At 41.2% G+C, this 21,916-nt stretch carries 19 protein-coding genes and 2 rRNA genes (1 of these 21 running past the window's edge); 16 read left to right on the forward strand and 5 right to left on the reverse strand.

All coding sequences use genetic code 11. The features are described 5' to 3' along the window. The first annotated feature begins 83 nt into the window (after positions 1-83). Genes IGJ45_RS07645 through holA form a run of 3 tightly spaced genes read left to right on the forward strand, consistent with a single transcriptional unit; the run spans position 84 to position 3,907 of the window. Positions 84-638 (forward strand): ComE operon protein 2, encoded by a 555-nt coding sequence (locus IGJ45_RS07645; protein WP_005472581.1) that lies wholly within the window; start codon positions 84-86, stop codon positions 636-638. Then, on the forward strand, positions 610-2,850 hold the full coding sequence (locus IGJ45_RS07650; protein WP_409531997.1) for a DNA internalization-related competence protein ComEC/Rec2: 2,241 nt from the start codon (positions 610-612) through the stop codon (positions 2,848-2,850). The genes IGJ45_RS07645 and IGJ45_RS07650 overlap by 29 nt, the downstream gene beginning before the upstream one ends. A 31-nt stretch (positions 2,851-2,881) precedes the next feature. Beyond that, positions 2,882-3,907: a DNA polymerase III subunit delta gene (gene holA, locus IGJ45_RS07655; protein WP_003127282.1), complete on the forward strand. Its 1,026-nt coding sequence runs from the start codon at positions 2,882-2,884 to the stop codon at positions 3,905-3,907. A 44-nt stretch (positions 3,908-3,951) separates the two neighbouring features. On the opposite strand, the gene rpsT is transcribed toward holA, so the two are convergent. Beyond that, the gene (rpsT, locus tag IGJ45_RS07660; RefSeq protein ID WP_003127283.1) at positions 3,952-4,206 is read right to left on the reverse strand and encodes a 30S ribosomal protein S20; all 255 of its coding nucleotides are present in this window, start codon (positions 4,204-4,206) and stop codon (positions 3,952-3,954) included. A gap of 255 nt (positions 4,207-4,461) precedes the next feature. Here rpsT and IGJ45_RS07665 point away from each other — a divergent pair, with 255 nt between their 5' ends. Together IGJ45_RS07665 and IGJ45_RS07670 are read left to right on the forward strand one after the other, a co-directional pair. After that, a complete protein-coding gene (locus IGJ45_RS07665; RefSeq protein WP_003127284.1) occupies positions 4,462-5,496 on the forward strand; it encodes an inorganic phosphate transporter in 1,035 nt (344 codons plus the stop codon). Positions 5,497-5,508: 12 nt separating this feature from the next. Beyond that, positions 5,509-6,132, forward strand: a complete 624-nt coding sequence (locus IGJ45_RS07670; protein ID WP_003127286.1) for a DUF47 domain-containing protein — start codon at positions 5,509-5,511, stop codon at positions 6,130-6,132. A gap of 48 nt (positions 6,133-6,180) precedes the next feature. Here the strand turns inward: IGJ45_RS07670 and IGJ45_RS07675 are convergent, their stop codons facing one another. From IGJ45_RS07675 to IGJ45_RS07685, 3 genes are all read right to left on the reverse strand, one after another. Then, complete coding sequence (locus IGJ45_RS07675; protein ID WP_005472587.1) at positions 6,181-7,014, reverse strand: undecaprenyl-diphosphate phosphatase; 834 nt, start codon at positions 7,012-7,014, stop codon at positions 6,181-6,183. A 174-nt stretch (positions 7,015-7,188) separates the two neighbouring features. Then, positions 7,189-7,893 carry a histidine phosphatase family protein gene (locus tag IGJ45_RS07680; RefSeq protein ID WP_005472589.1) on the reverse strand — a complete coding sequence of 235 codons (705 nt, stop codon included), beginning with the start codon at positions 7,891-7,893 and terminating at the stop codon, positions 7,189-7,191. Positions 7,894-7,913: 20 nt separating this feature from the next. After that, positions 7,914-8,531 carry an MBL fold metallo-hydrolase gene (locus IGJ45_RS07685; RefSeq protein ID WP_003127289.1) on the reverse strand — a complete coding sequence of 206 codons (618 nt, stop codon included), beginning with the start codon at positions 8,529-8,531 and terminating at the stop codon, positions 7,914-7,916. Between the two features lie 322 nt (positions 8,532-8,853). On the opposite strand from IGJ45_RS07685, the gene IGJ45_RS07690 reads away from it, so the two are divergent. Beyond that, on the forward strand, positions 8,854-9,390 hold the full coding sequence (locus tag IGJ45_RS07690; RefSeq protein ID WP_081132159.1) for a hypothetical protein: 537 nt from the start codon (positions 8,854-8,856) through the stop codon (positions 9,388-9,390). 283 nt (positions 9,391-9,673) lie between these two features. Then, a complete protein-coding gene (locus tag IGJ45_RS07695; protein WP_409531995.1) occupies positions 9,674-12,061 on the forward strand; it encodes an ATP-dependent DNA helicase in 2,388 nt (795 codons plus the stop codon). Positions 12,062-12,097: 36 nt separating this feature from the next. On the opposite strand, the gene IGJ45_RS07700 is transcribed toward IGJ45_RS07695, so the two are convergent. Next, positions 12,098-12,589 (reverse strand): YajQ family cyclic di-GMP-binding protein, encoded by a 492-nt coding sequence (locus IGJ45_RS07700; RefSeq protein ID WP_003127292.1) that lies wholly within the window; start codon positions 12,587-12,589, stop codon positions 12,098-12,100. Between the two features lie 149 nt (positions 12,590-12,738). Between IGJ45_RS07700 and IGJ45_RS07705 the strand changes: the two genes are divergently transcribed. The 9 genes from IGJ45_RS07705 to IGJ45_RS07745 form a co-directional block, all read left to right on the forward strand. After that, a complete protein-coding gene (locus IGJ45_RS07705) occupies positions 12,739-13,674 on the forward strand; it encodes a YitT family protein (protein WP_003127293.1) in 936 nt (311 codons plus the stop codon). Between the two features lie 82 nt (positions 13,675-13,756). Continuing rightward, positions 13,757-14,086 carry a metal-sulfur cluster assembly factor gene (locus IGJ45_RS07710; RefSeq protein WP_005472593.1) on the forward strand — a complete coding sequence of 110 codons (330 nt, stop codon included), beginning with the start codon at positions 13,757-13,759 and terminating at the stop codon, positions 14,084-14,086. Between the two features lie 366 nt (positions 14,087-14,452). Then, positions 14,453-14,803: a hypothetical protein gene (locus tag IGJ45_RS07715; RefSeq protein ID WP_060815115.1), complete on the forward strand. Its 351-nt coding sequence runs from the start codon at positions 14,453-14,455 to the stop codon at positions 14,801-14,803. A 183-nt stretch (positions 14,804-14,986) separates the two neighbouring features. Beyond that, the gene (locus IGJ45_RS07720) at positions 14,987-15,922 is read left to right on the forward strand and encodes a dihydroorotate oxidase (RefSeq protein ID WP_409531308.1); all 936 of its coding nucleotides are present in this window, start codon (positions 14,987-14,989) and stop codon (positions 15,920-15,922) included. Between the two features lie 34 nt (positions 15,923-15,956). After that, positions 15,957-16,469, forward strand: coding sequence for a GNAT family N-acetyltransferase (locus tag IGJ45_RS07725; RefSeq protein ID WP_409531309.1), 513 nt, complete (start codon positions 15,957-15,959; stop codon positions 16,467-16,469). Between the two features lie 335 nt (positions 16,470-16,804). Beyond that, positions 16,805-18,901 (forward strand): glucosaminidase domain-containing protein, encoded by a 2,097-nt coding sequence (locus IGJ45_RS07730; RefSeq protein WP_279282302.1) that lies wholly within the window; start codon positions 16,805-16,807, stop codon positions 18,899-18,901. A gap of 92 nt (positions 18,902-18,993) precedes the next feature. Continuing rightward, positions 18,994-19,179 (forward strand): hypothetical protein, encoded by a 186-nt coding sequence (locus tag IGJ45_RS07735; protein ID WP_003127300.1) that lies wholly within the window; start codon positions 18,994-18,996, stop codon positions 19,177-19,179. Positions 19,180-19,724: 545 nt separating this feature from the next. Next, positions 19,725-21,284: ribosomal RNA gene (locus tag IGJ45_RS07740) — 16S ribosomal RNA — on the forward strand. Positions 21,285-21,506: 222 nt separating this feature from the next. Beyond that, positions 21,507-21,916: ribosomal RNA gene (locus tag IGJ45_RS07745) — 23S ribosomal RNA — on the forward strand (it continues 2,505 nt past the right edge of the window). The 16S and 23S rRNA genes sit together here, the layout of an rRNA operon.

The following is a 21,916-nucleotide window of genomic DNA, read 5'->3' on the forward strand; positions in this document are numbered from 1 at the left end:
ATTAATCAGTGGGGGTATAGTATATTATAAAAATTGTGTACTATTATTTCGCAATCGGAAAAATAGAAAAAGGAGGTACGCAGATGACAAGCGATCTGAATAAAAAGAATCAATGGGTTAATTCTCAAAACCGATCGATAGAAGGAAATAAACGAATCCCTTGGGACCAGTATTTTATGGCTCAAGCTGTTTTACTTTCTCTTAGAAGTACATGCTCTCGGTTAGAGGTGGGGGCGACACTAGTCAAGGACCGACGGATTATTGCCGGCGGCTACAATGGCTCAGTTAGTGGAGACGTTCATTGTATTGATGAAGGCTGCTATGTGGTTGACGGACATTGTATCCGCACGATCCATGCAGAAATGAACGCATTACTGCAATGCGCCAAGCTAGGTGTTTCAACCGACAATGCCGAGATTTATGTGACACACTTTCCATGTTTGCCTTGTACGAAGGCGATTTTGCAGGCAGGCGTCAAGAAAATTCATTATCTGAATGACTACCGCAATAATCAATATGCTCTAGATTTGATTCAACAAGTTGGTGCTACCGTCCACCAAGTTGAACTTGATCCAGCATATTTTGAAAAATTATCTTTTGGTGCCTTGAATGGGGCTACACATACAAACATGCCGTGACCATTTCCTTTTTGTTGGAGTGATCATTGGTTGCTGGGTAACAGGTTTCTATTTGAAATCTGTTCTTTTATTTATTATCGCAAGTTATCTTCTTCTGGGACTACTGATAAAAAAACAAGTTGCTTTATTGGCACTTTGTTGTCTTGGCAGTGTATTGATAGGGGGACGTATGGTCAGTTTTCAAAATCCTCAGTTGGAAGAAGGATCGCTAACTGCTGAGGTTCTTATCTATTCTGATACGATCAAAGTCAATGGTGATTTAGTGACATTTGAAGGGAAACTGCCTGAAGGTAAAGTGATGGGGCGTTATCAAGTTTCTTCTCTTTCCGAAAAAGACCAATGGCTCAGCCGACAAAATTGGCAGAAATCACTAAGAGTACATGGAAATTTCAAGATAGCAGAGCCAATCCGAAACAAACATGCCTTTGATTACTCATTTTATTTGGCTAGCAGGAACTTCTTAGGCACATTGACGATTACTGAGATTCTCGCAAGCAAACAAACTGCCGGGATTTCTTCGATCCACAGGTGGCGAGCAGCAGCAGTGACTCACGTGAAGCAGTTTTTCCCTGAGAAACTGGCATCTTATATAAACGCATTGTTATTTGGATATAAAGATCATGAGTTTCAAGAGATCCGTCAATTATTCAGTAGCAGTGGCTTGCTGCACTTTTTTACTGTGTCCGGACTGCATGTGTCTTTCTTTTTCTACTGGTTAGAACGAGGTCTGAGACGAGGAAAGCTCACCAGAGAGGAGATGCTGCTTCCTCTTTTGCCAATTATCCTGATAGCCGCCATTTTATTTGGTGGTTCTATCAGCGTGATTCGAGCTGTTCTCGCTTATGGGATGACCGTTCTTTTGCGACTGTTTTCCTGTCACCTTTCAGCCTGTGATCGTTACGGTATCGTGCTTTTTCTAACACTTATGATCGACCCAAAAGTTTTTCTGCAAACGTCCGGGCAGCTATGTTTTTTGATGACTTTTTTATTGCTCATGCAAAGAAACGTACAGGTTTCCTCAGTGATCCGTTCTCAGTTTTTGCCGTTATTGGCAGCGTCGCTGCTGATGCACTTATTCTATGAATTTCCTTTGTTGGGTGGGATTTTTACTCTTCTTTTGCTTCCGTTGTTTCAACGTTTTATCTTACCTAGCTGTTTTGCTCTTTTTGCCGTAAGTCTTTTGATACCAAAAATACCCTATCTGGATAGTTGGAGTGAAACACTTTTGCATGGAATAGAGGAAATCGTCTTTTTTCTTGGAAGATTTGCCCTCACGACTGGAAGGATTCCCATAGAACTTGCTATTTTCTGTAGTCTTCTTGGTTTATTTTTGTATCAGCGACATCAGTTCTTTTTTTGTTTCTTAGTCAGTTTGTTTTTACCGCTACTTTTACAGCGTCTTTTTGTTCCTGCTGCCGTTACATTTGTCGATGTTGGGCAAGGTGATAGTATTGTCTTACAAACAGCCTTTAACCGGGAAGTGTATGTGATTGATACCGGCGGCAGTTTATCTTTTCCTAAAGAGGCGTGGCAGCAACGCGCGTATCAAGAAAATGCACACGCCTCATTGATTCCATTTTTAAAAGGCGAGGGAGTCAGGCAAATCGATGGGCTTTTTTTGACTCATGGAGACACGGACCATCTAGGTGATGCACTGGCATTAATGACAGCAATCCCTGTCAAAAAAATATACCTAGTTCCTGGAAGTGAACACCATCCTCAGATTGCCGCGTTAATCAAGCAGCTTCCGCAAGGAACTGTTCACTGGACAAATGTGGGTGAAACCATTGGTCGCGACCTTGCTATCACTGTTTTAGCTCCTGAGTCTGGGCAAGGTGAAAATGAAGATTCTTTAGTTTTGAAGGCTGAAATTGAGAAATGGCGCTTTTTATTTACCGGTGATTTAGATCAAAAAGGGGAAGAAAAGTTGATTCAACTGTACCCTCATCTCCAGGCAGAAGTGGTAAAGCTAGGGCATCATGGCAGTCGTACCTCCACTTCTGCTCGTTTTATCGAGAGCCTTTCACCCAAAATCGGCATCATCTCTTGTGGCAAAGACAATCGCTATGGACATCCACATTCTGAAGTTTTGGAAGTGATGGAAGGAAGAAGCATCTTGAGAACAGATCAGCAGGGGATGATCCGCTTCAGCTGGTCAAATTGGCATCGTGTCCAACAGCTAGAAACATGGCTAGACTATCGATTAGAATGATGATAGGATGGAAAAGAAAGCGGGGGAATCTATGGAACTGCAAAAAGCGTTGCAAGAGATTCGGACGAAATCTCTGCAACCTATCTATTTAGTGACAGGCACAGAAAAATTTTTACAAGAACAAGTACGTCAAGCATTTTTGACGCGTTTTGAAGTTTCAAAAGATGACTTGAATTTTGCTTCTTTTGATATGGAAAGAGAGCCTTTGGATTTGGTGATTCAAGAAGCGCAATCGTTGCCGTTTTTCGGTGATCAGCGATTGATCTTTGTGGAGCGGCCTTTTTTTCTAACAGCAGAAAAAAAAGCCAATGTTCCAGAACATGACCTTGATGATTTTTTGCTGTATTTAAAAAATCCAATGGACACGGCTGTTTTGGTGATTTTTGCCGAATATGATAAGCTGGATGAACGAAAGAAAATCACGAAGCAGTTGAAAAAAGCAGGGATCATCATCGATGTGGCACCAATGAAAGAAGCGGATGTTCGTCGGTACTTGCAACAGACATTGACAAACGATGGTATTGAAATGACTAGAGAAGCTTTTGAACTGTTCCTGCGGTTGACTGATCTCCATTTATCAAAAGCGATGCAGGAGCTGCAAAAATTACGCTTGTATGCAGGAAAAGATGCGAAGATCACAAAAGAAATCGTTCAGCAATTGATTCCTAAAACCTTAGAACACAATGTTTTTGAATTGACTAATGATGTGTTACAAGGAAAAGTAGCGGATGCCTGGCGGTTGTATGATGACTTGTTGTTACAAGGGGAAGAGACCATTAAAATCAATGCAATTTTGATTGGACAAGTACGCTTGCTTTTACAAGCGTCGATTCTGATGAAGGTCGGCTATCAACAGGCAAATATTGCTGAGACACTAAAAATCCATCCCTATCGGGTCAAGTTAGCGATGCAGCAGGCAAGAAAGTTCAATGAAAAGCAATTAGCAGCCCTTTATCATGAATTGATTGAGAATGATTATTTGGTGAAAAGTGGTCAAATCGATAAAGAATTTCTGTTTCAATTGTTCGTTTTAAAGCATGGTAAAAGACAAGGGTAAAAGAAAGCCGAAGCAATCATTTGATTGCTTCGGCTTTAATTTGCTTATTTCGCAATTTTTTTACTTAAACGAGATTTGTCACGACTAGCTTTGTTCTTGTGGATCAATCCTTTAGTCTCAGCCATATCGATTGCTTTAACAGCATCTTTATATAACGCATCTACGTTATCAGCACCAGCTTCAACAGCTAGATCAAATTTTTTGATTGCTGTGCGCATTGTGCTTACTTGAGATGAATTCTTAGCATTAGCCGCTTCGCTTGTGCGAACACGTTTGATTGCAGATTCAATGTTTGGCATGTATTTCACCTCCAAAAATAAGTTCTTATACGTTTGAAACGTATAAATCAACACTAGTCATTATACCTAATGCAAGTTTCATTTGCAATAAAAGTTGTAAAGAAATTTTACTTAACACAAAAAAAGGTGCTTTTGCCAGCTATTTTTTCTTGTTCTATATTATTATTTTAATCCTTTACATATTTTTTAATGAATACTTACAAAAAGTTTACACTTTGTTCACTTTCTATGCTATGATTACTTCGGAATTTTTAAATGAGGTGTATAAATGTGAATATGGCTTTAGTTATAACCATCGTGCTCTCGTTAGGCGTTATTTTCGTCAATGGGTGGACGGATGCTCCAAATGCAATTGCCACCGCAGTCTCTACGAGGGTCCTACGTCCAAATGTCGCTATTGGAATGGCGGTAGTGATGAATTTCCTTGGGGTCTTAGTGATGACGTATTTCAATGCGCAAGTTGCTGAAACCATCAGTAACATTGTCAGCTTTGATACTGCTGGCGGCTTTCATGTTGCACAAATCGCTTTAGCTGCTGCACTTTTTTCAATCGTCGTCTGGACGGTTGCGGCTTGGTACTTCGGTATTCCAACTAGTGAATCCCATGCATTGATTGCTGGACTTACAGGAGCAGCAATGGCACTGGGCGGATTACATGCAGTAAACGGACAAGAATGGGTCAAAGTACTGATAGGGCTGGTGGTCTCAACATTGATGGGGTTCATTGGTGGGTTTATCATCACCAAATTGATCGTTTGGCTCTTCCGGGGAACTTCTCGTCGTAAAGCAAATAAAGTTTTTACGATCGGGCAAGCGGTCGCAGCTGGAGCAAACGCTTTTTTGCATGGCGCACAAGACGGTCAAAAGTTTATGGGGGTCTTTATGCTAGGTCTTTACTACAATAACCTTGTAGAAAAAAGCGGCAACGGCTTTACGATCCCTTTGTGGGTAATGGCGTTATGTTCTCTTACTATGGGAATCGGAACCTCTGTCGGTGGGATGAAAATCATTAAATCTGTCGGCATGGACATGGTCAAACTGGATAAATATCAAGGTTTTTCGGCTGACTTAACAGCGGCAATCTGCTTGTTCTTATCTTCCGTGTTTGGGATTCCCGTTTCGACGACACATACAAAAACAACTGCCATCATGGGTGTTGGCGCATCACGTCGCTTTTCCAGCGTTGACTGGCGCATCGTGAAAGAAATGATTTATGCTTGGATCTTGACTTTCCCAGGCTGTGGCTTGATTGCCTATGTAATGGTAAAAGTATTACTTGTGATTTTGTAAGGAGAGAGAAGAATGGCACGAAAAAAAAGTTTTGATTATTTTGCAGCGATGGAGCAGCTGGCAACCAATGGTCATTTAGCGGCAAAACGTTTTTCAGTTCTGATAAATGATTATTCAGAAGCAGCGTTAACTGAAGCAGCAGCAGAAATTCACGCATTAGAAAAAGAAGGCGATCAAGTGATCGCAGAATTGACCAATGAATTATATGATTCTTTTATCACACCGATCGATCGAGAAGATATTTTGATCATTTCTGAACGCTTGGACGATATTTTAGATGGCATCATGGGATTGACTTATTTATTTGAAAATCTTGTGATCAAGTCATTACGTCCGGAAACAGCTGATTTCGCTGTCATGATCGAACAGGCCACACAAGGTGTGCAGACGGCATTAAAAGAGTTTCCTAAGTTCAAAAATTCAAAGACGCTACGACAAATGATCAATGATGTCAATCGTATCGAGTCTGAAGCGGACCTTTTGTACTCTAAATTGAAAAAGGCCCTTTTCACTGATGAAAAAGATGTCTTAGAAATCATTAAATGGAAAGACATTTATGACCGCTTTGAAACAATCATCAACGACACAGAAGGTGCTGTCGATATTATTGACGGCATGGTCATCAAAAATACCTAATTTAGCTAAAAACACTGCGATGTCCAAAAGGACATCGCAGTGTTTTTATTATAAAGATACTAACCAATAAACGATCAAAACCGCACCAAGTACGATACGATACCAACCAAAGAAAGTGAAATCGTTTCGTTTGATATAATTCATCAAGAAGCGGATGGCTAACACGGAAACGATAAAGGAAACGATCGTTCCAGTTAATAAGATAACTGTTCCTTGCAAGTCAAAAGCATTTCCATCTTTCAGAAATTTAAATATTTTTAAGGCACTTGCACCGAACATGGTAGGGATACCTAAGAAGAATGAAAATTCTGTTGCGACAAAGCGGGAGGCACCAATCATGATTCCTCCAAGAATCGTAGCGCCAGAGCGTGATGTTCCGGGAATCAATGCTAATACTTGAAACATCCCGACAATTAGTGCTGCTTTATAAGTGAACTTGTTCAAATCGGTACATTTTGGTTCTTTGTTTTTGTTTCTTTTCTCAACGACGATGAAGCCGATCCCGTAGATGATCAGAACGATCGAAACAGAGAGGAAATTATAGAAGTGAGCGTCTAACCAATCGTCCAGTGGCAAACCAATGATGACAGATGGTAAGACAGCAATGATCACTTTCGACCAGAGTGTCCAAGTGTCTCTCTTTTCCAATGCATTTTTGGTGGGTGAAAATGGGTTTAATTTATGGAAATAGAGGTAAACAACCGCCAGAATCGCTCCTAACTGGATCACGACGTTGAACATCGCCATAAATTCCGGGCTTACTTTCAACCCAATAAATTCATCAGCAAGGATCAAGTGACCGGTACTACTGATGGGAAGCCATTCGGTAATGCCTTCAATGATCCCGAAAAGGATGGCTTTAATAAAATTCGCAAAAAACATTTGTTCAGTCCTTTCTTGTATGGTGAAATACATTACATAGTATACCTGTTCTAGGAAAAAATACCAAACACTTCCTAAAAAAGAGCAGTTTTTCTTGCTGAAAAAATCGTCAAGCCGAGGATCTTTTCAGCAAAAAACTACTCTTACTTTTGTTGATTCATTATTGCAAGAAAATCAAGCGAGGAGATCTTGTGAAAGGGCAAGTCCTTTCTTGATATATTCAGTGTTGCCCACTTCCGCAATTGTGAATTCACCATTTTCATAAATCAGTCGGGTAACCGAACCATTATCGATGTCCATACGCACGTTGTTTTCGTTATTGATCAAATGCAGCAAGAAGGCGATCGTTAGACCATGGGACACAACTAACGCATTGCCGCCGCCTTTTTTCTCAACCCGATACGCGATGTCTTCAAAGCCGGTTTTGACCCGTTCAGTCAATTCATCAAAGGATTCGGCCCAATTCGCTGTGTCCGCACGATGAATCGCATTGGCAACAGCCTCAAAGCTGACATGGCTAGCAATCATATTATCATAATCAGGGAAATCCAACACACGAGGAATGACGCCCCACATTTCTGCATCATAAGCCCCTTCTAAAGACCCAAAACACCATTCTCTGATTCGTTTATCAATATGATAAGGAATCTGAGGCCCACGTAAATGCTCGCCCAAGATCAAGCGCATGGTTTCGATAGCACGACCACTATCACTGGATACTGCTTCCACAAAATCGATCTCCCGGAGACCAAGCCCAAGATAATGGATTCCTTGTTCACCTGTGCGGGTCAATGGAGTATCACACCATCCCTGAACGCGCTGTAATGTATTGAACATTGTCTTACCGTGTCGCACGACATATAATTCTGTTCTTGCCATATCGTTTCCTCCTTTTACATTTATCTAAAAAATGGATTTGTCCGTTTTTCGTTTTCAATCGTCGTTGGCTCACCATGCCCTGGATAAACAGTTAATTGGTTGGGCAGAATAAACAACTCAGATTGGATACTCGTTAATAATTGTTCCAAATTACCAGTTGGTAGATCCGTACGTCCAATACTGCCTTTAAAAAGGGCATCTCCTGAAACGACAAAATCATCAAAAATAAAGCTGACACTCCCAATGGAATGTCCCGGAGTTGCCACAACGCGAAAAGAGATGCCGTCAATTTGATAATCTTTTAACGCCAATTCATGCTCTGCAGGACGTGCAGTAATACCGCCTAAGTCAGGATGGCGACCAGAAAGATTTTTTAGAGGATCTCCTAACCAATCTTGTTCTAATGGACTGACATAAACTGGGATACTGTAATAGTCTCTTAAGTGATCCACTGCACCGATATGGTCATAATGAGTATGGGTCAATAAGATTGCACTAGGCTTTGCTTCTGTTTTTTCGATTTCAGCAATGATTCGTTCAGCCTCTGCTCCCGGATCAATGATTAATAAATGCCCATCTTGCCAAACCAAGTAACAATTCTCTTGAACAGGGCCGGTGACTAAGCCAATGATTTTCATATTTTAACCTCCTCTGTTTCTTCTTTTAGTATAGCCTAAAGTATTCAAGGAAACAAAAAAAGCTTTTTAAAGATTCACAGTTTTGCTCTTTATTTAGGAAAAAGCAAGAGAGCGTAAAATGGCTCTTCTTGCGCTGGTGGAAGAAACCAAAGAGAAAATGAGATTAAAAAAATCTGCAAAAAACGGCAGTTTGATTAAAAATAGGGTCGTTTTTAAAAAACTATCCCGAAAAATTTTCTAAGAAACCTCCGTAAAAAAAATACACTGTTATACTGTAATTAATTTAAAAAACCTTAATTATGGAAATAGTGGAGGCGGTAACATGAATAAGAAAGTATGTCTAGTTTTATGCTCATTCTTTTGCAGCTTGTTACTCGCAAGCTGTGGGCAAGAAAATCAAGCAATCAAAACGAGCGAACCTACGACAGCTACTGCGACCAAGCTCAGCTCCACAAATGCCGAGAATGTCGACTTGATGCTGATTCAAGAAGAAAGCAGTCAATTTCCGCAAAGCCAAGGTGTCTATGATCTGCAAGGAGAAGAATTGACCATCGTCAAACAATACATGCCTATGACAGAAAGTAGCAGTGATGAAACGTTGAGTGGTTCGGCACTCAAAAAAAGAAATGAAACGATCCAAGCAGACTTTGAAAAAAATTTTGCTTCCGCGAATCTTCGCTTAAAAGATGATCCTTTTGAAATCTACGAGACGACCTTACATGGGGCTTCGTTTTCCATCGATGGAAAATATTTATTTTTACGAGCCCATGGGTTGGAATTAAAATTTCAGTATGATGAAGCAACCAATCGTGCCTACGATGAGAACAATGTGCGCTATGAAGTTCAAGTGGATCAGTGACGGATACTAATGAGAAATGCCTGAAAATCAGAACAGTATAAGAAGTTTAAGAGAAATAGATGCCACAAGAAAGTGACAAGTCGATTGAGACAACTTTCGATTGCGATGATGCCAAGAATTAAAACACATCATTAGGCAAGAAGAGAGGTTGTTTTTGATATGCTGTAACCATTGTAGGCATTTTTTAAGAAAATGTGAAAAAGACTGCAAATCCTGCAGGCTTTTTTTGTTCGCTTTAAAATCAGTGAAGCTTCCGATATAATAGCTCCGAGAAGGTGATCACGTGTATAAAGGAAAAATTGCTGTCCGAAAAATCGTTGAATTTATTTTGCGCCGTGGCGATATCGATAGTCGCAAAGTCAGTAACCATACTGCTCAAGAAGGCGCTCGTATCCATCGACGATTGCAAAAAGAAGCCGGCGATGCTTATCAAAAGGAAGTCTTCTTCAAAATAGAAAGCGAGATCGAAAAGGATAAGTTGACTATCGAAGGACGTGCAGACGGCTTATTCTATGACGAAGAGAAACAATGTTGGGTAATCGATGAGATCAAGACGTCAGAACCCTACTTTGAAGATCTTCCTGAGGATCAAATCGATTTATTTTTTGCTCAAGGGATGGTTTATGCTTATATTTACCTTCAAGAAGAAAAGTTGACGGAAATTGAAGTCCAACTAACCTATTACCAGACGACGGAGCAGCTGATCACCCGCGTCCGTCGCCATTTTACAGTGGGAGAACTTACTGAATTTTATACCCACTTGATCAATGAATATCATAAATGGCTGGTTTTTCAGGAAAATTGGCGCCGTGTTAGAAATACTTCACTACAACTGTTAAAATTTCCTTTCGAAACGTATCGAAAAGGGCAACGGGAATTGGCTGCTGCCGCTTATAAGACGTTAAAAAACGGCAAGCGATTGTTTGCTGAAGCGCCAACAGGTACTGGAAAAACCATATCGACTCTTTTTCCTGCACTAAAAGTATTAGGAGAAGGGGATGGCGATCGTTTGTTTTATTTGACGGCAAAAACGATCACTCGCCAAGTAGCTGAAGATGCTTTAAGCAAGTTGGCGGATAACGGCAGTGAAACAAAAAGTGTGACCCTCACTGCCAAGGATAAGATTTGCTTTTTAGATGAACGGAATTGTACGCCGGAACATTGCCCATATGCGAATGGCTATTATAACCGAATCAATGAAGCGCTATGGGATCTGCTTCATCATGAAAATCAAATCACACGAGAAGTGATTGAAACGTATGGAAAAAAGCATACCGTCTGTCCCTTCGAACTTTCGCTGGATGTCAGTGTGTTTTGTGATGTCATTATTGGTGATTATAACTATCTGTTTGACCCGACTGTTTATCTCCGACGCTTTTTTGAGGAACCAGAAGAAGATTACTTTTTCTTGATCGATGAAGCCCATAATCTCGTCAATCGTTCAAAAGAGATGTATTCAGCAGAGATTCGTCGCAGCACGTTTAAAGATCTTAGAAAACAACTGCCAATGGATCAACAAAAACTTCGTCGAGCATTGAATAAAGTGGAGAAAGAATTCTCTGCGATTGAAAAAATCGCTGAGACGGATCATTGGGAGTACCATCATCAAAAAGAACCCCATGAAACGATGAACAAGCAATTAGCAAAGCTAGCTGAGCTTATGAAAGAATGGCTGCCAGCTAACCCTGAACATACGGCTCAGGAAGCGGTGCTGCAAAGTTATTTTGAAGTGAATCACTTTTTGAAAATTGCTGAATTCTATGACGATCATTATGAAACAACAGTAGAGGTCACTCGATATGAGCTGACTCTTCGTCAATTTTGCATTGAACCGGCTCCTTTTCTACAGCAAGTGTTAGACAAAGGAAAAGCCAGCTTGTTGTTTTCAGCCAGTTTCACGCCTCTTGATTATTACCAGGAAGTGCTGGGAGGCGGAGAAAAAGCATTACGCTATCGACTGCCAAGTCCATTTGATCCTGCAAATCAAAAAATCCTGATCGCAAATTACATCCAGACGACTTACCGGCAACGGACAGCCAGTCTGCCAACGATCGTAGATGCCCTTTATCGAATGGTTCACGCAAAGTCAGGCAATTATATGGTTTTCTTTCCTTCTTACCAGTATTTGGACGAAGTAGCAGAAGCATTTCATCACGCGTATCCGACTATTAAGATGCTCGTACAGGATACAGCTATGAATGAAACGGAACGAGAAAATTTTTTAGCGGAATTCAAATACGACACGGCGGACGCTGAAGAAAAAACTTCGTTGATAGGATTTTGCGTATTGGGCGGAATTTTTTCGGAAGGCATCGACTTGAAGGGAACTCGTCTGATCGGAACGGCGATTGTTGGTGTCGGATTGCCGCAAATCAATCACGAACAAGAACTGATTCGGGACTATTATGAAGAAAAAAAACATGCTGGTTTTGCCTATGCCTATCGGCTGCCTGGAATGAACAAAGTTCTGCAAGCAGCGGGACGTGTCATTCGTGATTCTACGGATCAAGGCGTGATCCTGTTGCTGGATCAGCGTTTTCATACAACGGCTTACCAGCAACTGTTTCCATTGCATTGGCAACACGCCCAAACCTGCTTTCGACCAGAGCAGCTTAGCAAAGCAATGGACCATTTCTGGCAAAAACAAAAAGACTCTCAGCACCGATCGTAGACCGTACATGCGGTTTGCGATCGGTACAGAGAGAAGTCAACGATAATTTGTGAATTGTAAATCGATCGGTAATTCAAGCTTGCGCAGCAGCTGGATAACTTCTTGTAAATCGTCACGGCTTTTACCAGTGACACGAATCTGATTGTCTTGAATCTGCGTTTTAACTTTCAATTTTGCATTTTTGATGGCGGTCGTAATTTTTTTCGCCTGTTCTTTATCAATGCCGTTGATCAATTCTGCAGTCTGACGGGCTTTGGCGCCAAGTGCATGTTCAGTCTGTGAGAATTGGATATTTTTTGTCGGAACACTTCGTTTGATGAGTTTGCTGCTTAACACATCTTTGATTTGTTCAAGTTTGAATTCATCGTCTCCCACGATTGTTAATTTATTGCCATCCATTTTAATTTCAACTGTCGAACCTTTAAAGTCAAATCGATTTTTTAATTCTTTTTCTGCTAGTTGGATGGCATTTTTTACTTCTTCTGTATTGATTTCAGATACAACATCGAAACTTGCTTCTTTTGCCACAAAGATCATCCTTTCTATTTTTCTTTGATTTTACCATGAGTCAGAAAAAAGAGGGGAGAGAAACTAAATTTTTGCAAATAATAGTTTCAATTTTAGACACAAACTGCTATTCTTTGGAAGGAGATTTTTTGTGAAGGAGAAATGGCATTGTGAGTAAATTATGGACGAAACATCAGCAGTCGGAAAGACTGAAAAAAATCGGGGTTATTTTGTTGTCAGGATTGACCGCAGCGATCGCGTTGAATTTCTTTTTGATTCCTGCAAAAGTACTTTCTGCAGGGATGAATGGTGTTGCCCAGTTGATCGTAGCAGTCGGGTGGGAACAATTCGGCTTGCATCTTAGTACCGGTCTCTTTATTTTGCTTTTGAATGTGCCAATCTTTATTTTAGGCTTTATCAAACTAGGTAAAGCTTCCACTTGGATGAGTTTTATTAACGTTGTAGTGGTCTCTTTAATAACGATGATTTTGCCTCAAGGAGAAATCACAAACAATATCCTCGTGAATTCGTTGATTGGCGGCGTATTACTTGGTGTTGGAGTCGCTTATTCGTTAAAAATGGGTTTCACAACGGGAGGAATGGACATCCTCTCATTGATCTTATCAAAAACGACAGGTAAGACTGTCGGCAAATATATGTTTATGCTTAATGGCATCATTGTTATGCTGTCAGGGTTTATTTTCTCATGGGAGAGCGCCTTGTACACGATCATTTCCATTTTTGCTATGAGTTATGTGGTGGATATGCTTCATACAAGCCATCAAAAAGTTACGGCATTGATCATCACCACCAAAGCGGAATCTGTCGGCAAGAATATTTCAAAACATGTGTTTCGCGGTATGACATTGTTGCCATCTGTAGGAGGGTATTCTGGTGTTCCTGGAAATATGATTATGATGGTAGTTACTCGTTATGAAATCTATGATTTGGAACAAGCTGTTTTAGAAGCGGATGAGAATGCATTTATCAACTTTGTTCCGACTCAATCGATCACAGGACGTTTTGCAACAGACGATGAACAGCGTACATTCAAAACAACCGGAGTCTTTCCAGAATTGAAAGTTAACAAAAAGAATCGTCCCTAAGGAAAACGAAAGCGAAAGTGTCATTTACAAAGGGATTAAAACAAGTTATGATTTGAACAGATCATCAAAGGAGGTTTCGACTATGCCTTATACTGAAGCAGAAAGCGAAGCAATCAAAGAACGTGTCTTAGCAGCGTTAGAAACAGTTATTGACCCAGAATTAGGGATTGACATTGTCAATCTTGGTTTAATATATGAAATCGAATTTGACGGGGAAACAGGCGATACAGTTATTAAAATGACATTGACCACTATGGGTTGCCCATTAGCCGACGTTTTGACCGAACAAATTCATGAAGCATTAAGCGACATTCCAGAAGTCAAAAATCCAGAAGTAAAATTAGTCTGGTATCCCGCTTGGACGACCGATAAAATGAGCCGTTATGCACGGATCGCGTTGGGGATTCGCTAGGGGATTTGCTGATTCCAATGCAGCGGCTGTTAGTTTCGTAAGTCGTTTGAAATAGTATGGATGTATAAGTACATTTCATTCTCTAAATAATCCGTAGAAATTTTGGAACTCTTTTATTAACTTTTAAGATAAGTTAGTAAAGGAGTTTTTTAGTTAAACAATTTTTTATTAGTATCTGTTGCATTTTCAATAAGGAAACGCGACCCCATACCCCTGTTAAACAGGAAGCTTTATAGTAAAAGAAAAGAGAGACTGAATTTAGCGAAATGAACGATTTTCGTGCGACGACTGCTTGTCGTTTCAGAGACCATTTTTGTAAAAAATGATAAAATAATGATCGATAACTAAAGAAAAGGAATCCGGCCTATGCTATTAACAAAGAAAAAACTCTCTCGCCTAGCGGCTCCCTATAATGAAGGAGATATGAGTATTGGTTTTGCCGAATCACAAAGTATAGAAAGTATAAGCAGCAAAACGATTTTACTTGTGAATGATCGCCAAGTAATCATTTTATTTTTGAACTTTTTTCAAACAAAAGTCATTGATCACATGGCTTACGCCAGAAAAGATCTAGTCAATGAGCAATTAAGTCAAGGGTTCAATGGGTTAGACGTTGTTTGGCGTTTTACAGTCCAAAATAAAAAATGGCGTTTTCGCATACTAAAGAAAATAGTCACACTAGGAAAAATGCAAAGAGAATTGATCGAGCGGCTCTAAAAGAGGGTACGTACCTAAATTGTAAAAGAATTTCGAGCGGTAATTTGATGAAGACTGATTGTCTTTTTTTCAAGGATCTCAGCGAATAGAGAATTGCTAAAAATAATGACGAAACCTAAAACGGCAATTGCATTTTGCAAACTAGAAAGGTAAACTATTTTCAATGAAGAAAGGAGACGAACAATGTTAACGACTAAATTTGGTGAATTCACCTACGACAATCCCTTTATGAATGCTTCCGGCGTTCACTGTATGACCACTACGGATTTGGAGGAACTTGCAGCATCAGAAGCCGGTTCTTTTGTTACAAAAAGTGCCACTTTAGCACCGCGAGAAGGAAATCCCGAACCGAGATATGTGGATCTCGCTTTAGGAAGTATCAATTCAATGGGATTACCAAATAAAGGCTTAGACTATTATTTGAATTTTGCTTTAGAGAAACAAGAAGCAATCGTTCCTGAAGCACCTTTCTTCTTTTCTGTTGCAGGCATGAGTGTTAAAGAAAATATTGAACTTCTAAGAAAGATTGAAGCTAGCAACTTTCGTGGTATCACAGAGTTGAATCTTTCTTGCCCGAATGTCCCAGGAAAGCCACAAGTTGCTTATGATTTTCCATTGACAGAACAAATTTTAGAGCAAGTTTTTAGTTTCTTCACGAAGCCTTTAGGCGTGAAATTACCGCCTTATTTTGACCTGGCGCACTTTGATCAAATGGCTGAAATTTTGAATAAATTCCCTTTAACATACATCAATTCTATCAATAGTATTGGTAATGGTCTATATATAGACCCAGAAACAGAAGCAGTAGTGATCAAGCCTAAAGAAGGCTTTGGCGGTATCGGTGGCGAGTATGTCAAACCAACAGCACTCGCCAATGTTCGGGCTTTCGCGACCCGACTAAAACCAGAAATCAATGTAATCGGAACTGGCGGCATTCGTTCTGGACAAGATGCATTTGAGCATTTGTTATGCGGAGCGACGATGTTACAAATCGGAACGGAATTACAAAAAGAGGGACCAGCGATTTTTGCCCGTCTGAAAAAAGAATTGACAGAAATTATGACTGCCAAAGGCTACACATCGATCGATGAATTCCGCGGTAAACTTCGCTCATTGTAGCCGATTAGCAAATTGCTGCTGAAGGAGGAATGGCATGATCCAGTTTAGAAAAGCGACGCTCTCTGATTTGCCGGAAATGATGGCTCTCTTTGAGATAGGCATACAATCCTTAAAAAAACAAGGCTCACCTCAATGGCAAAATGGCTATGGTCCCACTCGTGAAAAAATCAAAGAAGATATCAATAAACAAGAAAGTTATCTCTTGTTATATGACGATCAAATTGCTGCTTCTGCCGCTTTAGTCAAAGGGGTCGATCCCGTTTATACTGCGATAATCGAAGGTAGTTGGTCAGGGGATGGGCCTTATGCATCAATCCATCGTGTCGTAGTCAGTGACCATTTTAGAGGCAAACAATTGAGTGCACATTTACTAAAAGCGCTAGAGGAAGAAGCGGTAGCAAAAGGGATCCATGATTTACGGATTGATACCTATCAAGCAAATATTGGAATGCAGAAAGTGATCGAAACCTGTGGTTATCAATATCGTGGGCAAGTTGTTTTCCCTATTCCACACGGTGAACGACTGGCCTATCAGAAATTAATCTAATTGATTGGGTGAATATAGTAATATCTGCTGTAATTGCCAGACCATAAGCGGAATGGCTGAGCCATACTAATTCCTTAATTCCCTTAGCGGGTTCAGGTCGAATTTGGGCAGCGTGTTTAGCTCATAAATAAGATGTTTTTTGAAAGATTGATCATGACGGAAAGAAAGATAGCAAGTTTTGCGTAGCTTTATTATGCAGGGCTTGCTATCTTTTTGTTTATTTTTATTCCGAATAGACGAAATTAATTAAATGTATAAAAATAGAGAGTTATCACTTTATTTTAATATTGTGCATATGGTAAAGTTGATTTGAGTAAACAATGGAGGAGAATCCAATGAAAAAAAGAAAAAGTATGCGTAAGGCGTTGGCAATGCTAGCGGCTCTATTGATCACCCTTGGACAAGGGGTGCCTGCGGTTGAAGCATTGACTGTCTTAGAGAATAACGCAGAATCAGCAATAGTCGATTCAGGCTCATCAATCTCAGCCGAATCAAATGAATCCTCAGAACCATCTGAAGACCGAACAGCCGATTCTTTCGAAACGGCATCAAGCAGTCAAAGTATGGAAACAGAAGAATCCATTGATGAAAGTCATTCTACTGAACCATCGTCTTCTAGTGAAACGACTGAGGAAACAAGTGAAAGTACAAGTACGTCTGAAAGTGAGACATCTTCCTCAAGTAGCAGTGCGTCGACAACGGATTCAACTAAGGATTCTACAACGCCTAGTATGTCTTCTACTACCGAAAGGCCATCAGGAACCAGTCATTCATCAAAGCCAAATGATACGACAGCAAATTCCACCCAAAGTTCTTCGGAACCAAAGACATTCGACACAGGTTCTTCAGTCAGCCAATTGCCGCCATCCAATCAGCCTATAGCAGATTCTTCCCAGACAGTTGATTTATCAGATAAATTGGTTACCACCCCAACTGATTCTAATTTGAATGGCTATATCTTGCCGTTGTTGAATCAGTTAGCAAATGAACGATCCGCAGCGCTGATTTCAGAAGCGCTGAATCAACTAGGCAAACCATATGAAAAAGATGCGCAGGGTACTGGATTTAATAATCTTTCGTTGCCTATTGCTGTTTATCGTGGCGTTTTTGATATAAAAGGGATCGAAACTTATGATCAGCTCAGCCGGGTAGGGAAGCAAACATCACTTGAAAAAGCCGTACCTGGAGATCTTTTGTTTTGGAAAGACGGTCAGCAATTAGTCAAAGCAGCAATTTACCTTGGACAGGATAAACTGATCATGGCAGATCAACCCCAAGCAGAACAAATAGTCAAGGAAGAAAAAGCGGCGACAGAAAACAATGGCGTACGCATTTATACTATTACTGATAAACAGAATAGTACTGCGGAAACAAAACAATTGATCCAAGAAGATCAGGTAAACAAACCAGATGTAGTAGTTCATTTTTCTGACTCGCAAAAAGTAACACCTCATGGACAATCACTAATCGCTAAGTATGCGGCTAGCTATGATTTTCGCAAGAATCCGCAAACAGAAGCATTTGTTGCGGCAATTGCAGAAGATGCTCGGGAACTAGGCTTAACTTATGGTGTGTATGCGTCGGTTATGATTGCACAGGCAATTTTGGAAAGCGGATCTGGTCAGAGTGGCCTTGCTTCTCCCCCGTATTATAATTTGTTTGGAATCAAAGGAACTTCCGGTAGTCGTTCCGTTTCTATGATGACAGCTGAGGATAATGGGACCGGAGAATTTTATACGATCCAAGCTGCTTTTCGTGCCTATACAGGATACAAGGAGTCGTTAAAGGATTACGTTCATTTACTGCGGACAGGAATTAGTGGGAATGCTGATTTTTACAAAAAGGTTTGGCGTTCTGAAGCAAAAAACTACCTGCAAGCGACTGAATATTTAACGGGGCGTTATGCAACGGATACGAGCTACAACAATAAACTGAATTCATTGATTGCAGTCTATGAATTAACGAAATATGATGAAGCCAAAGCTGGCAGCGGCGTTGTCCTGCAATCAAAAGAAGCGATTCCCAAAGAGTATCGGCAGCTGTTGGTGTTTCCTGATTATAACGGTGTAAATTATAATACCTCAGGTTCTTATCCAGTCGGACAATGTACTTGGTATGCTTACAATCGGGTCAAGCAATTGGGCGGCAGTGTGGATGAATACATGGGGAATGGTGGAGAATGGGGAGCAACCGCAAAACGTTTAGGCTATAAAACGGCGGCTACTCCAAAAGCAGGCTATCTGATCAGTTTTAGCCCAGGCACTGCTGGCTCTAGCACACAATATGGACATGTCGCCTTTGTGGAAGCGGTTGGCAAAGATGGCATTTTAATATCAGAGGGCAACGTTATTGATGGCAAAACGATTTCTTATCGAATCATTCCCAATGAGCTTGCTTATTCGCAAAGTGTCAGTTATATTGCCCCAAAATAAAATTTCGACCAAAAACTCTAGCGAATCGTAAAAATTCGGTTGTCAACTTCTGCCACAATTGCTAAGATAGAGCACGTAAAGGACGGTGCCGAATGAAAAAACGTATCAAAAAGAAAAAAGCCTATAAAAAGTATATCCAAGACATATTCACAGGATATGAAGAAATGTTGGAAAATCCTGAGCTCAAGGAGAGATCCTTTAGTTATTTGAAAGAAGAAACAGTCTTGAGACGTGATGAAAACGATCAGATTCGTTTTCGGACTCGGGACATTGATTAAACTGCCTATTTTAGGCAGTTTTTCTTTTTCAAAAATAATTGAAAGTATTTCAGAAAAACACTTGCTCTTTCATACGCTTAATGATAAAGTAGTGAACGTTGGCAAAACACGCCGACAGTCAAAACCTTTCAAAAAAACTTTTTGAAAAAAGGGCTTGACCAAAACAGAAACAGATGATATTATAACGAAGTCGCAAATTCAAGAAATCGATTTGATGCTGATGCAGCAACAAAAAAGATTGAAAAAAGTTGTTGACAAATAACAATTCATTTGTTATTCTAATGGAGTCGCTGATGACGCACAGGAAGTTGTTGAATAAACACTTTCGAAAAAAACTTTTAAAAAAAGAGTTGACATTCACTTGTTGATCTGATATGATTTAAAAGTTGCTAACGCAGCGCAGTAGACCTTTGAAAACTGAACAAAGCAAGCAAACGAACCAATGTGTAGGGCGCTTCATTATATGAAGCAAAATACATGCAAGCAATAGCTAGCAAAGTTAATTTTATTTGAGCTTAACGATCCTATGGATCGTTCAAACAAATCATTATGAGAGTTTGATCCTGGCTCAGGACGAACGCTGGCGGCGTGCCTAATACATGCAAGTCGAACGCTTTTTCTTTCACCGGAGCTTGCTCCACCGAAAGAAAAAGAGTGGCGAACGGGTGAGTAACACGTGGGTAACCTGCCCATCAGAAGGGGATAACACTTGGAAACAGGTGCTAATACCGTATAACACTATTTTCCGCATGGGAGAAAGTTAAAAGGCGCTTTTGCGTCACTGATGGATGGACCCGCGGTGCATTAGCTAGTTGGTGAGGTAACGGCTCACCAAGGCCACGATGCATAGCCGACCTGAGAGGGTGATCGGCCACACTGGGACTGAGACACGGCCCAGACTCCTACGGGAGGCAGCAGTAGGGAATCTTCGGCAATGGACGAAAGTCTGACCGAGCAACGCCGCGTGAGTGAAGAAGGTTTTCGGATCGTAAAACTCTGTTGTTAGAGAAGAACAAGGATGAGAGTAGAACGTTCATCCCTTGACGGTATCTAACCAGAAAGCCACGGCTAACTACGTGCCAGCAGCCGCGGTAATACGTAGGTGGCAAGCGTTGTCCGGATTTATTGGGCGTAAAGCGAGCGCAGGCGGTTTCTTAAGTCTGATGTGAAAGCCCCCGGCTCAACCGGGGAGGGTCATTGGAAACTGGGAGACTTGAGTGCAGAAGAGGAGAGTGGAATTCCATGTGTAGCGGTGAAATGCGTAGATATATGGAGGAACACCAGTGGCGAAGGCGGCTCTCTGGTCTGTAACTGACGCTGAGGCTCGAAAGCGTGGGGAGCGAACAGGATTAGATACCCTGGTAGTCCACGCCGTAAACGATGAGTGCTAAGTGTTGGAGGGTTTCCGCCCTTCAGTGCTGCAGCAAACGCATTAAGCACTCCGCCTGGGGAGTACGACCGCAAGGTTGAAACTCAAAGGAATTGACGGGGGCCCGCACAAGCGGTGGAGCATGTGGTTTAATTCGAAGCAACGCGAAGAACCTTACCAGGTCTTGACATCCTTTGACCACTCTAGAGATAGAGCTTCCCCTTCGGGGGCAAAGTGACAGGTGGTGCATGGTTGTCGTCAGCTCGTGTCGTGAGATGTTGGGTTAAGTCCCGCAACGAGCGCAACCCTTATTGTTAGTTGCCATCATTTAGTTGGGCACTCTAGCGAGACTGCCGGTGACAAACCGGAGGAAGGTGGGGATGACGTCAAATCATCATGCCCCTTATGACCTGGGCTACACACGTGCTACAATGGGAAGTACAACGAGTTGCGAAGTCGCGAGGCTAAGCTAATCTCTTAAAGCTTCTCTCAGTTCGGATTGTAGGCTGCAACTCGCCTACATGAAGCCGGAATCGCTAGTAATCGCGGATCAGCACGCCGCGGTGAATACGTTCCCGGGCCTTGTACACACCGCCCGTCACACCACGAGAGTTTGTAACACCCGAAGTCGGTGAGGTAACCTTTTTGGAGCCAGCCGCCTAAGGTGGGATAGATGATTGGGGTGAAGTCGTAACAAGGTAGCCGTATCGGAAGGTGCGGCTGGATCACCTCCTTTCTAAGGAATAGTACGGAAGACTACACATCGTTTGCCTTTGTTCAGTTTTGAGAGGTTTACTCTCAAAATAGTTTGTTCATTGAAAACTGGATATCGAAGAAAATCAAAACAAGTAACACACACCGAGTTGACAAGTTAAAGAGTTTTTTAATAAGTTCAACGCTTATTTTCTTGAGCAACCTTCTATCGCTAGAAGAAGTACTCACCGACCGTAAGGTCAAAGGTTAAGTGAATAAGGGCGCACGGTGGATGCCTTGGCACTAGGAGCCGATGAAGGACGGGACTAACACCGATATGCTTTGGGGAGCTGTAAGTAAGCTATGATCCAGAGATTTCCGAATGGGGGAACCCAGCATCTTTTATAGGATGTTACACAGTTGTGAATACATAGCAGCTGTGAGGTAGACGCAGAGAACTGAAACATCTAAGTACCTGCAGGAAGAGAAAGAAAATTCGATTCCCTGAGTAGCGGCGAGCGAAACGGGAAAAGCCCAAACCAACAAGCTTGCTTGTTGGGGTTGTAGGACTCCGATATGGTAGTTGAAACAGATAGTCGAAATACTTGGAAAAGTATGTCAAAGAGGGTAAAAACCCCGTAGATGAAATCTGGCTCACACCTAGGAGGATCCTGA

This window comes from Enterococcus sp. DIV0574, assembly GCF_051711125.1.
GTDB classification, from domain to species: Bacteria; Bacillota; Bacilli; order Lactobacillales; family Enterococcaceae; genus Enterococcus_D; species Enterococcus_D gallinarum.

Excerpts from the sequence above, each read along its gene's own strand:
- IGJ45_RS07720 (WP_409531308.1), top strand. The coding sequence starts at position 14,987 with ATGTTAACGACTAAATTTGGTGAATTCACCTACGACAATCCCTTTATG.
- IGJ45_RS07670 (WP_003127286.1), top strand. The coding sequence starts at position 5,509 with ATGGCACGAAAAAAAAGTTTTGATTATTTTGCAGCGATGGAGCAGCTG.
- IGJ45_RS07665 (WP_003127284.1), top strand. The coding sequence starts at position 4,462 with ATGAGGTGTATAAATGTGAATATGGCTTTAGTTATAACCATCGTGCTC.
- IGJ45_RS07680 (WP_005472589.1), bottom strand. The coding sequence starts at position 7,893 with ATGGCAAGAACAGAATTATATGTCGTGCGACACGGTAAGACAATGTTC.
- holA (WP_003127282.1), top strand. The coding sequence starts at position 2,882 with ATGGAACTGCAAAAAGCGTTGCAAGAGATTCGGACGAAATCTCTGCAA.
- IGJ45_RS07715 (WP_060815115.1), top strand. The coding sequence starts at position 14,453 with ATGCTATTAACAAAGAAAAAACTCTCTCGCCTAGCGGCTCCCTATAAT.
- IGJ45_RS07650 (WP_409531997.1), top strand. The coding sequence starts at position 610 with ATGGGGCTACACATACAAACATGCCGTGACCATTTCCTTTTTGTTGGA.
- rpsT (WP_003127283.1), bottom strand. The coding sequence starts at position 4,206 with ATGCCAAACATTGAATCTGCAATCAAACGTGTTCGCACAAGCGAAGCG.
- IGJ45_RS07675 (WP_005472587.1), bottom strand. The coding sequence starts at position 7,014 with ATGTTTTTTGCGAATTTTATTAAAGCCATCCTTTTCGGGATCATTGAA.
- IGJ45_RS07735 (WP_003127300.1), top strand. The coding sequence starts at position 18,994 with ATGAAAAAACGTATCAAAAAGAAAAAAGCCTATAAAAAGTATATCCAA.
- IGJ45_RS07685 (WP_003127289.1), bottom strand. The coding sequence starts at position 8,531 with ATGAAAATCATTGGCTTAGTCACCGGCCCTGTTCAAGAGAATTGTTAC.
- IGJ45_RS07690 (WP_081132159.1), top strand. The coding sequence starts at position 8,854 with ATGAATAAGAAAGTATGTCTAGTTTTATGCTCATTCTTTTGCAGCTTG.
- IGJ45_RS07725 (WP_409531309.1), top strand. The coding sequence starts at position 15,957 with ATGATCCAGTTTAGAAAAGCGACGCTCTCTGATTTGCCGGAAATGATG.
- IGJ45_RS07645 (WP_005472581.1), top strand. The coding sequence starts at position 84 with ATGACAAGCGATCTGAATAAAAAGAATCAATGGGTTAATTCTCAAAAC.
- IGJ45_RS07730 (WP_279282302.1), top strand. The coding sequence starts at position 16,805 with ATGAAAAAAAGAAAAAGTATGCGTAAGGCGTTGGCAATGCTAGCGGCT.
- IGJ45_RS07710 (WP_005472593.1), top strand. The coding sequence starts at position 13,757 with ATGCCTTATACTGAAGCAGAAAGCGAAGCAATCAAAGAACGTGTCTTA.